At 40.2% G+C, this 13,544-nt stretch carries 21 protein-coding genes and 2 pseudogenes; 14 read left to right on the top strand and 9 right to left on the bottom strand.

The features are described 5' to 3' along the window. Positions 1-66: 66 nt before the first annotated feature. From H6G79_RS21185 to H6G79_RS21165, 5 genes are all read left to right on the top strand, one after another. Positions 67-1,446: an ATP-dependent endonuclease gene (locus tag H6G79_RS21185; protein WP_190593246.1), complete on the top strand. Its 1,380-nt coding sequence runs from the start codon at positions 67-69 to the stop codon at positions 1,444-1,446. Then, the gene (locus tag H6G79_RS21180; protein ID WP_190593247.1) at positions 1,436-1,636 is read left to right on the top strand and encodes a hypothetical protein; all 201 of its coding nucleotides are present in this window, start codon (positions 1,436-1,438) and stop codon (positions 1,634-1,636) included. The genes H6G79_RS21185 and H6G79_RS21180 overlap by 11 nt, the downstream gene beginning before the upstream one ends. Continuing rightward, a complete protein-coding gene (locus tag H6G79_RS21175; protein WP_190593248.1) occupies positions 1,618-1,860 on the top strand; it encodes a hypothetical protein in 243 nt (80 codons plus the stop codon). The genes H6G79_RS21180 and H6G79_RS21175 overlap by 19 nt, the downstream gene beginning before the upstream one ends. Before the next feature lie 108 nt (positions 1,861-1,968). Then, positions 1,969-2,235 carry a type II toxin-antitoxin system HicA family toxin gene (locus H6G79_RS21170; RefSeq protein WP_190593249.1) on the top strand — a complete coding sequence of 89 codons (267 nt, stop codon included), beginning with the start codon at positions 1,969-1,971 and terminating at the stop codon, positions 2,233-2,235. Then, entirely contained in the window at positions 2,219-2,431 is a 213-nt protein-coding gene (locus H6G79_RS21165; RefSeq protein WP_190593250.1) for a type II toxin-antitoxin system HicB family antitoxin, read from the top strand. Before H6G79_RS21170 ends, H6G79_RS21165 begins: the two co-directional genes overlap by 17 nt. 188 nt (positions 2,432-2,619) lie before the next feature. On the opposite strand, the gene H6G79_RS21160 is transcribed toward H6G79_RS21165, so the two are convergent. The 3 genes from H6G79_RS21160 to H6G79_RS21150 form a co-directional block, all read right to left on the bottom strand. Then, positions 2,620-2,856: a hypothetical protein gene (locus H6G79_RS21160; RefSeq protein ID WP_190593251.1), complete on the bottom strand. Its 237-nt coding sequence runs from the start codon at positions 2,854-2,856 to the stop codon at positions 2,620-2,622. A gap of 211 nt (positions 2,857-3,067) precedes the next feature. Then, on the bottom strand, positions 3,068-3,268 hold the full coding sequence (locus tag H6G79_RS21155; RefSeq protein WP_190593252.1) for a hypothetical protein: 201 nt from the start codon (positions 3,266-3,268) through the stop codon (positions 3,068-3,070). Then, positions 3,265-3,564, bottom strand: coding sequence for a BrnT family toxin (locus H6G79_RS21150; RefSeq protein WP_190593253.1), 300 nt, complete (start codon positions 3,562-3,564; stop codon positions 3,265-3,267). The genes H6G79_RS21155 and H6G79_RS21150 overlap by 4 nt, the downstream gene beginning before the upstream one ends. Before the next feature lie 128 nt (positions 3,565-3,692). Here H6G79_RS21150 and H6G79_RS37415 point away from each other — a divergent pair, with 128 nt between their 5' ends. The 8 genes and pseudogenes from H6G79_RS37415 (at position 3,693) to H6G79_RS21115 (ending at position 7,833) form a co-directional block, all read left to right on the top strand. Next, positions 3,693-3,815 carry a hypothetical protein gene (locus H6G79_RS37415; RefSeq protein WP_277877306.1) on the top strand — a complete coding sequence of 41 codons (123 nt, stop codon included), beginning with the start codon at positions 3,693-3,695 and terminating at the stop codon, positions 3,813-3,815. Between the two features lie 217 nt (positions 3,816-4,032). After that, on the top strand, positions 4,033-4,278 hold the full coding sequence (locus H6G79_RS21145) for a DUF433 domain-containing protein (protein ID WP_190593254.1): 246 nt from the start codon (positions 4,033-4,035) through the stop codon (positions 4,276-4,278). Next, positions 4,275-4,631, top strand: coding sequence for a DUF5615 family PIN-like protein (locus tag H6G79_RS21140; RefSeq protein WP_190593255.1), 357 nt, complete (start codon positions 4,275-4,277; stop codon positions 4,629-4,631). The genes H6G79_RS21145 and H6G79_RS21140 overlap by 4 nt, the downstream gene beginning before the upstream one ends. A gap of 159 nt (positions 4,632-4,790) precedes the next feature. After that, positions 4,791-5,366, top strand: coding sequence for a Uma2 family endonuclease (locus H6G79_RS21135; protein WP_190593256.1), 576 nt, complete (start codon positions 4,791-4,793; stop codon positions 5,364-5,366). A 163-nt stretch (positions 5,367-5,529) separates the two neighbouring features. Then, a pseudogene (locus tag H6G79_RS21130) lies at positions 5,530-5,907 on the top strand (SDR family NAD(P)-dependent oxidoreductase); the annotation flags it as partial. Between the two features lie 351 nt (positions 5,908-6,258). Continuing rightward, positions 6,259-6,611, top strand: a pseudogene (locus H6G79_RS21125) (RNA-guided endonuclease InsQ/TnpB family protein); the annotation flags it as partial. Between the two features lie 92 nt (positions 6,612-6,703). Beyond that, positions 6,704-7,303: a tRNA-(ms[2]io[6]A)-hydroxylase gene (locus tag H6G79_RS21120; RefSeq protein ID WP_190593257.1), complete on the top strand. Its 600-nt coding sequence runs from the start codon at positions 6,704-6,706 to the stop codon at positions 7,301-7,303. Positions 7,304-7,425: 122 nt separating this feature from the next. Next, entirely contained in the window at positions 7,426-7,833 is a 408-nt protein-coding gene (locus H6G79_RS21115) for a VOC family protein (RefSeq protein WP_190593286.1), read from the top strand. 208 nt (positions 7,834-8,041) lie between these two features. On the opposite strand, the gene H6G79_RS21110 is transcribed toward H6G79_RS21115, so the two are convergent. From H6G79_RS21110 to H6G79_RS21100, 4 genes are all read right to left on the bottom strand, one after another. After that, positions 8,042-8,377: a XisI protein gene (locus H6G79_RS21110; protein WP_190593258.1), complete on the bottom strand. Its 336-nt coding sequence runs from the start codon at positions 8,375-8,377 to the stop codon at positions 8,042-8,044. Positions 8,378-8,607: 230 nt separating this feature from the next. Continuing rightward, positions 8,608-8,802 (bottom strand): HigA family addiction module antitoxin, encoded by a 195-nt coding sequence (locus H6G79_RS21105; RefSeq protein ID WP_190593287.1) that lies wholly within the window; start codon positions 8,800-8,802, stop codon positions 8,608-8,610. Between the two features lie 121 nt (positions 8,803-8,923). Next, on the bottom strand, positions 8,924-9,049 hold the full coding sequence (locus tag H6G79_RS37410; RefSeq protein ID WP_277877304.1) for a hypothetical protein: 126 nt from the start codon (positions 9,047-9,049) through the stop codon (positions 8,924-8,926). A 100-nt stretch (positions 9,050-9,149) separates the two neighbouring features. Next, a complete protein-coding gene (locus H6G79_RS21100; RefSeq protein ID WP_190593259.1) occupies positions 9,150-10,028 on the bottom strand; it encodes a tetratricopeptide repeat protein in 879 nt (292 codons plus the stop codon). Positions 10,029-10,403: 375 nt separating this feature from the next. On the opposite strand from H6G79_RS21100, the gene H6G79_RS21095 reads away from it, so the two are divergent. Beyond that, positions 10,404-11,420 (top strand): hypothetical protein, encoded by a 1,017-nt coding sequence (locus H6G79_RS21095; protein WP_190593260.1) that lies wholly within the window; start codon positions 10,404-10,406, stop codon positions 11,418-11,420. Positions 11,421-11,534: 114 nt separating this feature from the next. On the opposite strand, the gene H6G79_RS21090 is transcribed toward H6G79_RS21095, so the two are convergent. Further along, positions 11,535-12,704, bottom strand: coding sequence for a homocysteine biosynthesis protein (locus H6G79_RS21090; RefSeq protein ID WP_190593261.1), 1,170 nt, complete (start codon positions 12,702-12,704; stop codon positions 11,535-11,537). A gap of 134 nt (positions 12,705-12,838) precedes the next feature. Continuing rightward, positions 12,839-13,543 carry a Uma2 family endonuclease gene (locus H6G79_RS21085; protein ID WP_190593262.1) on the bottom strand — a complete coding sequence of 235 codons (705 nt, stop codon included), beginning with the start codon at positions 13,541-13,543 and terminating at the stop codon, positions 12,839-12,841. Between the last annotated feature and the right edge of the window lies 1 nt (position 13,544).

Raw genomic sequence — 13,544 nt, 5'->3', positions numbered from 1 at the left:
AGCAAAAGCTATTAGTAGATTGTTTATATAGTCTTTAGAATTTCGCTTATTGTTAAAAAACAAGAAATGCTAAAAAAACTTGAAATAATTGGACTACGTGGATTTGCTACCCTTCAAACTCTTTACTTGGCTCAAGCCGGACAGGGATTGGGTAGTGGTCTTACAATCTTAGTTGGTGCAAATAATACAGGAAAGTCAACAGTAATTGAAGCACTTCGTGCTTTAGTCCAGCAAAATCCAAATCCCAATTTTACACAAGGAAAACGGAATCGTAAAGCTGGTGATATGGTAAAACTTCGTATCACTGATAACAATAATAAAACAGAGGAGCTTCGTACCGTAAATGCTGGTTCAAGCGAAACAGAACGAGATCCCATTCAGTCAAAAATTTTAAATAACCTTCTAATTTTACCTTCACGGCGTACATTATATCCATATTTCCAGCGAGCTGAATGTCCTCGCAGTGTTTATATGGCGCAAGTAGGATTTCCTACTGTTCGTACATCAGTGGTTGATCAGTTTGCATCCCGTTTGTTTACTGCACAGAAAAATCAAAGTCAATTTAATGAAGTATTAAAGAAAGTACTTAATCCAGTACCCAGTTGGACAATTGATCAAACGGATAACGGAGACTATTATCTGAAGATCAAAACTGGCGGTGCTGATCATAGTAGTGAGGGACTGGGTGAAGGGCTGGTAAGCCTTTTATACATTGTTGATGCTTTATATGATTCAAATCCTGGGGATGTAATAGTTATTGATGAACCAGAGTTATCACTTCATCCATCGTTGCAACGTAAATTAGCAACTCTTCTCACAGAGTATGCAACAGAGCGTCAAATTATCTTGTCTACTCATTCACCCTACTTCTTAAATCTTGAAGCACTGAAAAACGGCGCGACAGTAGCACGTATTTATCTCAAGAATGGTGAGTCAGTAATTTCACAACTATCTCCATCTTCTGCCAAGGGAATATTACCGCTTTTGACGGATAAGAACAACCCCCACATCTTGGGTTTAAACGCTCAAGAAGTTTTTTTCCTTGAGGATAAGATAATTTTAGTTGAAGGACAAGAAGACGTAATCTTCTATCAATTTGTTCAACAACAAATCAATGTAGACCTAAATGGAACTTTCTTTGGTTGGGGTATAGGTGGTGCTGAAAAGATGGCAAAAATTGCAGGTGTTCTACATGATCTAGGTTTCACTCGTGTTGTTGGTATTCTTGATGGAAATCGTAACTCATTGGTGAACGATTTGAGTAAAAAGTTTCCTAATTTTCATTTCTTTGCCATACCAGCAGACGATGTTCGTACAAAACCTGAGCGTCAGTATAAGGCTCCAGTAATTGGTCTACTAGACGATAACAAAAATATTAGGACTGAGTATAAGGACACAACATACCATTTGTTTATCGAAGCTAATAACTATTTAAGTGATATATAGGAGTCAGAATGGTGACAAACAGGCGATCGCATTTGTGAGTGTGGAGAGGTGCGATCTCTTTTGGGAATGTAGAGTGCGATCGCTCATCTCTCCATACACGCAATCGCTTTTGGAAATGCGGAGTGCGATCGCTCATCTTTTCAAACAGGCGATCGCATTTGGGTATGTGGAGTGCGATCGCTCATCCTGAAAAACAGGCGATCGCTTTTAGGAATGTGGAGTGCGATCGCTCATCATGATACACAGGCGACACGTTTGGGAATGTGGAGTGCGATCGCTCATCATGATACACAGGCAATCGCCTATTGTGCAATCATAGAATCAGCGATCGCGTTTGGGAATGTGAAGTGCTTCGCTCATCTTGAAAAACAGGCGATCGCGTTTGGGAATGTGGAGTGCGATCGCTCATTGTAATCAACAGGTTATCACTGTTTGGTAATTGTGGAGTGCGATCGCTCATCCTGACAAACAGGCGATCGCCTATTGTGCAATCATAGAATCAGCGATCGCTTATGGTAAATAATGAGTCAAATAGATAAACTACTGGCTAAGATATTATCAGGAACATCAGACAAAAACATTGCCTTTGAGCAGTTGTGTCAACTACTAATTAAACTAGGGTTTGATGAGCGCATTCGCGGTAGCCATCATATATATACAAAAGATGGTATAGAAGAAATCTTGAATCTTCAGCCCAAACAAGGAAAAGCTAAAGCTTATCAGGTTAAGCAAGTGCGTGAAGTAATTCTCAAATATGAACTAGGAGAACAAGATGAATCTGCGTTATGAAATTAATCTCTATTGGAGTGAAGAAGACCAAGCATTTATAGCAGAAGTACCAGAATTACCTGGATGTGCTGCTGATGGTGAAACTTATCAAGAAGCACTACAAAATGTAGAAATTATTATGCAGGAATGGATTGAAACTGCTCAAGAATTAGGTCGTCACATTCCTGAACCAAAACAGCGTTTGATCTCTGCTTAGGTGATTAAAAAAATATAAATCATGTTCATATTTTTCTACAGGCGATCGCTCTAGAAATTTTTACGTTACAATCGCTCATGATAGCAAACAGGCGATGCTAACCTTATCATCATAGAATCAGCGATCGCTATACTATCAATTGCTCTAACACTAACACTGATAACCCTGGCAACGAAGGTAAACGTGCGTCATTCGTCACAAAAAATGATATTCCATGAATCGCGTTCGTGATTAACATATTCTTGAGCATCAACACCATTCCAGATTTCTTTACCCAACCCACGCAATTCTAAAATGCTACGCTTTGGTTTAGATATCATTGTTACCTGTTGACGAATTAAGCTGGATAAATCTTCAATTAAGCGTATTTGTTCTTCAGGAGTTAAAGTTTGAGCTTGTTGTAATACTTCTTGATAGCTAGACATAAAATTTATAACTATAATTTTTTGACTCTAGGTTTAGTATACAAAGAATTACTTTTTGCTTTTATATATTTTACAAACAGAAAGACAGGCGTTAGGGAAGCTTATCGGAGGTATCGCTAACCTTATCATCATAGGATCAGCGATCGCTTTTGGAAATGGGGAGTGCGTCGCGCTTTGGGAGTGTTATCGAGTGTAATTGCCTTTATTGCTTTTACTGAATACTTTCAATTAATTTAATATTATTTCTCAACCATTCATTGACTAAAATTTGCACATCAATATTTTTCTCTTGAGCAATTTTATTTAAAAAATTATCAACATCTGGTTCAAGGTAAATCGGATAATGAAACGTTGCATCAGGATGATAAAACTTACCTTGTTCAGCTTGTGAAAAATCATATTCCGCTTTCATAGTTTTCTGCCTTGATAACACTGCTGCTCATTAAAATTTGCTTTCCGTGCTGAAATAATACGAATTAAGCAGGAATCTTCATCTGTTTGTTCAAAAGTATGAATAACAACCCTTAAAATACCCGTTTCATCTAAACCTATCGTAATCCATCTGTCTTCATAATCACTATGTTCCTCATCATATAAACTTAACTGATATTGATCACGAAAAACAGTTGATGCTAAACGAAAATTGAGTTGATGTTTACTAATATTTTGTTTTTCTTTGGCCGGATTCCAATCAAAATTATAACGCAAATTTATAAACTAAAGAAGAGTAAATAAGTTGGCATCATAATTATACAATAATTTTATACTTTGACATTTTTAACGGTAGCTTACTGTAGGTATCGCTCATCTGGAAAAACAGGCGATCGCGTTTGAGAATGTGGAGTGCGTTAGCGAAGCTTACCGGAGGTATCGCTCATCTCTCCATACAGGCGATCGCTAACAGTGTCATCATAGAATCAGCGATCGCTTTTGGGAATGTAGAGTGCGCTCGCTGTTAGACATAGTAGAGAAGATACACTCAATTGCACAAACAGTATATTTTATCTAAAAACAGTATTTGATATCTGGTTTATTATTGTAATTACTCAATGCGTTTAGTATATGTTGTGTATCTTACGATAGGTATCACGCATTTAGCCATACAAGCATTAGCTTACATTAAGTATCGTAAGTTATTAATGGCATGATATAGAAAGCAAGCGATGAGCCAATACAATGCAAAAACCGCTTAAACAAATAGTTGTATCCGACCCAAAAGTAATGATGGGTAAACCTGTAATTGCAGGTACGCGCATCACTGTTGAGTTAATTCTAGAAAAATTAGCTGCTGGTGAAACCCCAGAACAAATATTAGAATCACATCCGCGACTAACACGCGAAGCAATTCAAGCAGCTTTGGCATTTGCGGCTGAGGCTTTACGATATGATGTGATTTATCCGATTGTTGAGAACGTTTCTTGAAGTTTCTAGCAGACGAGAATTTAGATTGGCCGATTGTTGAGCGTTTGCGTCAAGATGGCCATTTAGTTTGGTACGTTGCTGAAATGGAGCCAGGAATTTCAGATGATGTAGTGCTGGATTTGGCTAACCAAGAAGAAGCAATATTATTAACATCAGACAAAGATTTTGGTGAGTTAGTTTTCCGCTTACGTCGTATTGCATCAGGTGTTATCTTAACTCGATTAGCAGGGTTATCTACAATCAGCAAATCAGAGATTATTGCCAATGCTATTAATCAACACCACTCTGAATTACTGGGAGCTTTTACTGTTATTTCACCAACAGCAATTCGCATTCGTAGGCTGGAGAATTGAATACTGAAAATAAAGTGTATTTTACTCTGTTGAAGACGAGCGATCGCATTTAGGATTGTGGAGAGGTGCGATCGCTTGTTGCCAACGGGGTAATGGAATATAGAATAGTATCTAAGGCGAATATAATTGCTGCTTTAATATTTAATCTGGAATATTGCTATGAATGCTTTTACAGTCAATCTCAAACCAGTATTGGAACTGACAGATGAGCAATTTTTTAATCTATGTCAAGCAAATAAGGACTTGAAATTTGAACGCAGCGCAACTGGAGAATTAATTATTATGCCGCCTACGGGAGGAGAAACGGGAAATAAAAATGCGAGAATTACTCAACAAGTAATGAATTGGACTGATGCTGATGGTACTGGCATAGCTTTTGATTCTTCTACTTGTTTTAAATTACCTAATGGTGCAGACCGTTCTCCTGATGCTGCTTGGATAAAGTTGTCAAGATGGAATACTTTAACAGATGTAGAAAAAGAAAAGTTCCCTCCTATTTGTCCTAATTTTGTAATTGAGTTACTTTCCCCAAGTGATAGTTTGAAGGTTGCACAGGAAAAGATGAGGGAATATATAGACAATGGTGTGCGGTTAGGTTTATTAATTAATCGTAAATCTCGTCAGGTAGAAATTTATAGACAAGGTAAGGAATTTGAGCTTTTGGAATCTCCTGTTACAGTATCAGGGGAAGATATTTTAAATGGTTTTGTTTTGAATTTGGGAAGAATTTGGTAATTGATTTTTTGATTATGAATAATGTTTAGTATACAAAGAATTACTTTTTGCTTTTATATATTTTACAAACAGAAAGACAGGCGTTAGGGAAGCTTATCGGAGGTATCGCTAACAGTGTCATCATCATATCAGCGATCGCTACACTATCAATTGCTCTAACACAACAATTGATACAAATGTTTTTGGTGTAGTGCGTGTTACTCAAGCATTAATTACCTTAATGAAAGAACATAATTATGGACGAATAGTGAATGTTTCTTCAGGGATGGGATAGTTAACAGATATGGAGGGAGGTTTCCCTGGATACCGTATTTTTAAAACAGCTTTAAATGCCGTCACCCGAATTTTTGCTAGTGAATTAACTGGCACAAATATATTAGTTAATTCTGTTTGTCCTGGTTGGGTAAAAACTGATATGGGTGGCGCAAATGCACCACGTACACCAGAACAAGGCGTTGACACAATCGTATGGCTGGCAACCCTTCCAGATGATGGTTCTACTGGAGGATTTTTCCGCGATCGCCAACCAATTGCTTGGTAAAATTTTGTATTTAGTTATGAATCGATACAAAGAATTCACGATAATTAATCAGGCAAAGTTGGTGAAAATATACGATTTTCTTGACATGGGGATCGCTAGACAAAATTTATTCAGTAATCTCGAAAAATTGTGCGGGCTGATACAGTAATTTCTAAAGGGCTATTATATTCTTTATAAGCCCTTTACTTTTACCCTTATGGCGGAAATATCCGCTAAAAAAGCACCAAAGCATATAGATAATTTCTCCTAGGAAAGTAGGATTGATAAACTTCAACCACAATGTTTCTGTAACAACATAGGAAAATTACTATGCTTTGGTGATTTACTTAAAATTTTGTCAAGATTCAATAGAAATTTGTTATTCTTTGCCTACATATTTGATTCTCAAGGGAATGCAACGTCTTTGGGGTAGGAAAATCTCGGATCTGGCGTTTGGCGAGTTTCTACAAATCCTGGAATGGGTTGCTAAGAAGAAAAATAAATTGGTTGTGTTTATCGACCAGTGGTATCCATCCAGTAAGACTTGTGCTAGTTGTGGCCATGTTCTAGAAGATTTGGATTTATCTATGAGAGAATGGCGTTGCCCATCTTGCCAATCCGTGAACGCAAGGGATGAGAACGCATCTCAAGTGATTGAAATGGTTGGGGCATCAACCATCGGGTTAGGTGATGTAAGTCGGGCTACGCCTGCAATCGCTGTTTGAGCCTAGAATCCCCGTGCTTTCACGCCGGGGAGTATGTCAAAATCGAGTTGCTGGGATACTCAGCAGGATTGCCATTTTTATTGTTTTAGCCTGTGCTTACTTCTGGATTACCGACTATCAACACCCTCAAGCAACCCACCTCTGATGCTTGGGTCGAACAAGCGATCTCAAATTTAGATATTATTTTGCTTGACCATTCCCACTGCGAACGCAAAGCCGCCGGGGTGGCGTTAAATTTCATGTTTCGCTATCCTTCTAATACTAAAATGGTTAGGGAATTAACTGCGATCGCCCGTGAAGAATTAGAACACTTTGAACTCGTCAACCAGTGGCTAGAACGTCGCAACATCCCCCTTGCACCCTTATCGCCGCCTCCTTATGGTGCAGGTTTGAAAGCCGCAGCCCGTCCCAACGAACCAGACCGTTTTTTAGATTCCTTACTCGTCACCGGCTTAATAGAAGCCCGCAGTCACGAAAGACTAGGACTATTAGCCACACATTGTCCTGAACCAGAATTAGCGAAATTTTATAAAGGCTTAATGGCATCAGAAGCCAGACACTTTGGTACATACTGGGTTTTAGCAGACACTTACTTTGAACGTGAAATTGTTCAGCAAAGACTTGATGAGTTAGCAATTGTTGAAAGCGATATCCTGGTAAACTTGCATCCAGAGCCGAGAATACACAGTTAGTCAAGCAAAGTGCTGAGTGCTGAGTGCTGAGTATTAACCAGTTAAATTCAAGGTCTTAAGAAATTAATACTGTGCTAACCTCAGTGACTACGGCTATATATTCACTAATAGACATCATATTTATCATGCTTCAATTAACACATATCAGGCTGTTAGTAAACAACTATAAAGATTGTTTCTTCTTCTACCGTGACGTATTGGGCTTTTGGATTGATTGGGGGGATGAAAATAGTGGCTATGCTGAGTTACACACTGGAGATAACCTCAAATTAGCCTTATTTAGAAAAGATTTCATGGCTGAAGCAATTCCCAGTGCTTATTTACCTTCAGCCTCAGATTGTCATAATAAAATGGCTTTGATTTTTGCCGTTGATAACGTTGATGAAGTATACGAAAAACTCAAAGAACGCAACGTTGTAATTGTCACCCAACCTTTAGACCGTCCAGCTTGGGGACTACGCACTGCTCATTTTCGTGACCCCGATGGTAATTTAATTGAAATCTTTAGTAATTTAGGGACGGTAAATTAAGGTTGTCATTTGTCATTTGTCCTTCCTCATTTGTAATAACCATTTGGAAAATAATTATCTACAGATGGAGTGCAGAAAGGCTGACTAATAAGTTCTTTCACAATTCAAAATTGTACCAGTACAGGTCGGCATAAATAAACTGACCATAAAAAATTGCTAAAAGGCTTGTGGTATAATTATTCTTTCTTTTTACTTTTGCCTTGTTGTACTAGCCGACTGCAAACTCGGTAAATTTTCGTTTAAAAGGAGAATGAAAAGCCAAGACAATATCTTGTTTAGGCACACCTCGGCTAGTCAGTTCATCAGCAATACCACCTTCAGTACCGTCGTGCTGAATCCAGATTTTTTCGTTTTTAATATCTAAGTGTAAAACACAACCATATACACGCCGTTTATTAGACCAGCCGACATGAACTAGTTGATAGCGATCGCGCTCTTGATCAAAAATAACTTCAGCGTCTACTTCTTCATTACTAGCTTTAATTTCGCTATAAGCTTGTAAAAGCTCTTGAATAAGTTGTCGATATTGTTCTACTTTTGCCATTTGATAATCGCCTCCTCATCTGGAGAAAAAATAATCAATCGCACTTGATAGCGTTGAATTAACAAGCGCGGTAATTCTTAATATTCATATAGCAGTCCTATTTGAGAAATGAACAAAAGAGACAAGGTAGACAAGGTAGATAAAGGAGACAAGGTAGAGAGATGTTGGTATATCATTTAGAATTGCTATATTTTCTTGAATTTTAGGATTGCTATATTTTCTTGAATTTCCTAGCCTACAGTTTGTTCAGCTAACCTCAATTCATAGTTTTTCTGAAGATTTAGCCAAAATTCTCCACCAGTTCCAAAATATTGACCTAATCGTAAAGCTGTATCAGCTGTTATCCCTCTTTTTCCGTTGATGATTTCGGTAATCCGGTTTTTAGGAACATGGAGAACACGAGCTAAATCACGGGTGCATCCCAGTTTTTATTTAGCAACTAAAGAATAAAAGTCATTGCGTTCGCGTAGCGTCTCGCAGAGAGGAGGGACGACGAAGCAATCGCATGGTTTTGTTCTTAGTGCGAGACTTTGCGATTGCTTCACTTCACTTCGTTGCGTTCGCAATGACATACAAAAAAGTGGGATGCTCCCCTAAATCACTTGCGGTCATACCAAGTTCTGTGATTTCATCCCCAATAATTTCTCCTGGATGAATGAGTAGGCTTGCCATTTATCTCTCCTGATTGGAATTTTTGCATTTATTAGGGGTTCCTGCAACAGAAACCCCCAAAACATTTATTTTTTACAGTTATCTTAAACCACCCAATATTTTAAGGTTTGGGAGTACTTGTAGGTGCAGATGCGGCAGATGCAGCAGGCGCAGGCGTTGGGGAAGTGGTTGCAGCTTTGTTAATTTCGTCTCGGTATTGAGCAGGCGCTAAACTGGCTGCATTATTAAACAAAGGTTTAGCTTCGGTGGTTTTGCCTTGTTCCTTCAACAACATGGCTTTAGCCAATACGGGGCGAAAATCCTTGGGATCTTTTTTAATCGCTTGGTCATAGACATTCATCGCTTGAGGAAAGCGTTTTTGGGCTGCATAGACATTGCCTAGTAGCACTTGCACAGCAACTACATTCACACTTCCCGGTTGAATGGTATTAGCTTGGGTAGCATTATTTAAAGTTTCTTGTAATAGACCGATCGCAGCTTCCGGGCGTTTTTGGTCTAAGAGCAGTGCTACCATACCTTGTAAAGCTTTTAAATCGCCTGGTTTAGTATCCAAAATTGTGCGATATGCTTGGGCGGCTCCTTCTTTATCGCCAATTTGCTGTTTGGCTTGAGCGAGGAGGACTCCATATTCTGATCTTTCAGGATTGAGTTTAGCTAGTTTTTCTAAAGGGGCTATTACTCCTTGAACATCACCTTGATTCAAGCTTAAAAGTTGTAAACGTGCTTGTAATAAACCTTTCAGGGCAGTTTGATTTTCAGGTTCCCGTTGTAAAACTAGTTCATAACCCCGTACTTCATCTTGCAATTTTGTTTTTTGGTCAGAGGAAGCTAAGTTACCTGTAGGATTTGCAGCATTCTGGTTTGTCGATGTCGGGCTATTGAATGCGCTAATAATAGGAACTATAGATACACCCACAAACATCAGAACTGCTAATGCCAAGATAACCCGGACTATCCAACGATTACGCGCTTCAGACACAGTTTTGTAATTCTCCAGAACTCTAATGACATTATCATTGACACAAATTGGAAAGTGAAAATTTCCAAAACTTTGCGGAATACCGCCAATTGTCTGTGAATTTTATAACAAATAACTATTTACACTGCTAAAGTAATTGATGACTTTAGGGGGAGCCGTCAGAGTTTTACCTATGATATGCTTCCGAAACTAGTGTCTAGACGCTAGATTAAACATTTAGAGTATAAATGTAAATTTAGCGTTTTTGGAATTGTATTTGGCGTTGTCGTGTGTCTTGGTGGAACACAATATACTTTCATCAGCCGCACAAACGCGCTTTCCAGTTGCTTTAGTAAAATCCCACAATGGGATGTGTCTCCGCCGCAAGGAGTTTTTATGAATTCCGACCTGATGCCTTCGCCTGAATCTTCTAATTTGCCTGAGTCCAATCAACCTGAAACCGAAACAGATACGGCTCTTGATGTCACAACAGTAGTAGCTACTGTTTCTGAATCGGAAAATTCGTCTACTGATCCTAGTGAGATTGCCAACGATGCTCATTTAGCCAATCGACAGCAACCAATTCCACCACCCAGCGAACCAATGCAGTACAGGGCGATCGGATTAGTCCGGGGTCGCTACATTGCAAGCAGTGAACAATTTACTCAAGGTACGCTCCTGACTGCGGATGGTGTGGAAATCCAAGCTGTTCTCCTCGGTCGAATTATGAGCTTAGTCAAGAATCACCTTGATTTAGAAAAAAATCACCTCTGGGTAGTTTATCCCCGTACTAAGCAAGAAACCGATGCCTTACATCTGCAAATTGTGGGTGTATGGGAACCCGAAAATTTAGCCAAACAGCAAGCACAAGATTCGGCCGATGATGAATTGCCTCAAGCCGATGCTGCTGTAACAGATAAAAGCGACATTAAAGCTTCATCAGATATTCCCGATGGTGGTTTTTCTGTGCGTGGCGAAGTAGTTTACCAATCTTTTGATGACAAAAATTTAGTTGTCAAAATTAAGCAGGCTGCTCGCAAACAAGATGAAAAACCCAAATACTTTAAATTAAAACTCAAAGGTGTCCTAGCGACTAAAGCTGTGGGCAAGTTTTGGGATTTCCAAGTCAAACGAGATGGTGACTTATTAGCCATAGAAACAGCAGAAGCGATCGCGGATTTACCCAAAAAACGCCGACCACCCCAAAGAGGTGGCCCTGGTGGTTTCCGTGGTGGTGGTGGTGGCGGTGGTCGCCGACCATTCCCGCCCAGACGTAGCCCTGGAGACAGTTCCAGCCCACGTCCAGTCAAAAAGATCGGCGGCGGTGAAGCCTCAGCAGTGTCCAAACCTCTGCCAAAATCATCTGCTCCAGTTCCTAAGCCCATTAAAAAACAAAAGCCACCGCAAGAGTAGTGCTGAGTTGAAAGTGCTGAGTGCTGAGTTAAGAGAGTGCCTGCGGTACTAAATAAAGCTGAATTACTGACTCTTAGTACTCAGCACTCAGCACTCAGCACTCAGCACTCAAAACTAAAAATCTGTCCAACGATCTTGGGGCAAAAATGATCGCTCCATTGGAATGGGGGCGACTGGTTCTGTGAGGGTAAAAGTGCCAGCTGCAATCCATTGTTTTAACTCTAGGGCGACTTGCCGAGATAAGGACATACTAGCTAAAGGTGCAGCACGCACAGTTTTATTTTCAATGGTGAGTCGCCCGGATTTCAGTTGGGCGTAACTCACCAACCCAAAGGTCGGACGCACGCGCCGGGGAATGGAAAAATCGACGATGGGCGCGACTAAATCTTTATCCTGCACTGCACAGTGTTCAACGACAGTTTCGTTTAATACGGGGAATGGTATCCCCACACCCAACATCAACGAAGGGCCATAACTTTTAAAGTAGCAACCACGTACCCAACTGGCTGACATTTGTTTAGCATCACCAATTAAGGCTAAGGTAGCAGCCGGGCCAATGGGTGTACGATTAGCTAACCGCTTTTGTAAGGGGAAGTGTTGCGTTCCTTCCCAAGCGATATAGCCGATACCGCCACCTAAGAAAATCCGTGTCCCAATGCCAATGAGTTGCAAATCGGGGTCGTTAAATAGGGGAGAAATTGCCCCAGGGTTAGAGTAGACGGCGTTACCAAGATGAGGTTGTAAAGGGCCGAGATAAGTAAAAAGTGGGCGATCGCCACCATTCACACCCACGATAAAATTTTGATAAAGGTTACGCGGATTAAATAAATAAAATTGATTGATAGTATCACGGGTAATGGTTGTTTCAAAAGTAGCCCGTGGATAACAATCTGTAACTTGTCCTTGCGCCCTGACTTGTACTTGTTTCCCAGCAATCAAATCTTCAATCACATGACCACCGCCACGTTCGCGGATTTCCTCACCGTCCATCGTCTCCACGGCACAACTAGCACCCAAGTATAAATCTACCGCCCCAAAACCTGTATATGCAGGTACGCCATCTATCCAACAACGGCGAATTTTAATCGGGGGGTCAGTGTGTCCGAGATTAAGAATCGCACCACTAGACTCCATTGGCTCAAATGTGCCGGTGGTAATCACATCAACTTCCTTGGCAACTTTGCTGACACCAACTTCTACAACTCTGGCTTTGACTTCTTCAACTGTTAAAACTACTGCACGCTGGCGGCTGATTTTATCGTTAATTTCGGCGATCGTTCGCATAATAATCAAAATTAGGGGTGTAAGGGTGTACTTCGACTTACCTCGACGTCTCCTGACGGAGACGCTGCGCGAACGCTCGGTACAAGTCGCCCAGTAACCTTTACTATCACCTGTAACCTATCACCTATTCCCGATTAATCAATTGTTTCTGGGTCAATATTTAATTCCCGCAGTTTCGCTGCTAACTTTTCGGCTCGTGCTTGCGCTAGTTCTTTTTGCTGACGTTCAAATTCGGCGGCTTCTTCTGGCGTTGGAACTAATAGACCGACTGGAGTAAAAAATCGCAATAGTCCTTCATGAATCCCCAAATATAAACCCAACTGCTGACTCCACAAATGTCCTTGAGCATTGGGTTCTAGGGTTTGGTATTGACCATCAACTAAATGAAATCCAGCAAATTCTTGAGTTTCTGGGTCGAACCAAAAATAATCAGGTGTGCGGAAAGTATTTTGGTATAGTTTTTTCTTTAAATCTTTATCGGTTTTCGCCGTTGATTCTGAAAGAATCTCTAAAATTACGTTAGGATATTTCCCTTCTTCTTCCCAAACAACCCAACTTTTGCGAGTGCGACGCTCTGTATCCAGCACGACAAAAAAATCTGGCCCCCGGAAGTGTTCATCTTTGCGTTTATTCCAACTGTAGTAAATAGTTAGATTTCCAGCCGCGTAGAAATCGTTTCTGTCTCGCCACAACCACTCTAAGCATTTAAAAAGTAAAATTATTTGCCGGAGATGCAGTTCTGTTTCCAAGGGAGGTTCGTCGCTGTATAAATCACCTGGAGGAAAGATAACATCTTCTGGGGTTGCTTGAGGAGCGTCTAGTTCTTTAGCAAGGGACATG

The organism is Anabaena sp. FACHB-83, assembly GCF_014697485.1.
In the GTDB taxonomy this organism is placed as follows: domain Bacteria; phylum Cyanobacteriota; class Cyanobacteriia; order Cyanobacteriales; family Nostocaceae; genus Nostoc_B.
This window is presented reverse-complemented; position numbering and strand designations above follow the sequence as displayed.